This window comes from bacterium, assembly GCA_024224155.1.
Taxonomy (GTDB): domain Bacteria; phylum Acidobacteriota; class Thermoanaerobaculia; order Multivoradales; family JAHEKO01; genus CALZIK01.
The window spans coordinates 1-514 of sequence record JAAENP010000428.1 but is presented as its reverse complement, the minus strand read 5'-3'; the positions used below and the strand labels follow the sequence as shown (position 1 = coordinate 514).

1 protein-coding gene is annotated in these 514 nt (G+C 61.5%); it reads right to left on the bottom strand.

The features are described from left to right. A partial coding sequence (locus GY769_21225) for a ribonucleotide-diphosphate reductase subunit alpha (GenBank protein MCP4204441.1) occupies positions 1-514 on the bottom strand: 514 nt, incomplete at both ends.

Genomic DNA, 514 nt, shown 5'->3' with positions numbered 1-514 from the left:
TCGATCAGCCAGCGCTGGTCGAGCTCGAAGGCGGTCTTGAACAGATCCTTTTCGTCCGGGGTGAGGAAATCCAGGTGCTGCACCGAGCCCTCGCTGAGGGTGATCGACGACCACACCGCCTCGGTGTTCTGGCCCTTCTCCTCGAGGAGCTCGCTCAAATAGCGGTTCCGCACGTTGAACGAGCCCGACAAGGTCTTGTGGGTGTAGGAGTTGGCCGCGATCGGTTCGATGCCCGGCGAAGCGCCGCCGCAGATGATCGAGATCGAGGCGGTCGGCGCGATCGCCATTTTGTTGGAGAAGCGCTCGGCGAAGCCGAACTCCTCGGCGTCGGGGCAGGCCCCCCGTTCTTCTGCCAATCTCTGAGATGCCGTATCAGCTTCGGCGCGTATGTATTTGAAAATCCTTTTGTTCCAGACCTTCGCCATGACGCCTTCGAGCGGTACCCCGTTCTGTTGCAGGAACGAGTGGAAGCCCATAACGCCGAGGCCGACCGATCGTTCGCGCCCGGCCGAAT